This is a genomic window from Anaerovorax odorimutans, assembly GCF_024459955.1.
Lineage (GTDB): Bacteria > Bacillota > Clostridia > Peptostreptococcales > Anaerovoracaceae > Hominibacterium > Hominibacterium odorimutans_A.
On record NZ_JANFXK010000183.1, the window covers coordinates 1 to 245 of the forward strand.

General features: G+C 57.6%; 1 pseudogene. It reads left to right on the top strand.

Annotated features, from left to right (window positions below):
- A pseudogene (locus tag NE619_RS19410) lies at positions 1–245 on the top strand (ATP-dependent helicase); the annotation flags it as partial.

Here is a 245-nt window from a genome sequence, read left to right on the forward strand (position 1 = left end):
GATCGGCGACATCTGCATCAGCATGAGCGCGAAAGATTACTTGCAGCTTCCGGACTTGGTTGAGGACATCGTGCCGGTAGCCCTGGACAGCAAAGCGGCCAAAGCTTACGAGGAGTTCGAGAAAAACCTGCTTGTTGAGATCGACGACGAACTGCTGGACGCCGGTTCCGCCGCGGTGCTTTCCGGAAAACTGCTGCAAATGGCCAACGGGGCGGTGTACAACGAGGACAAGCAGCCGGTCGAAG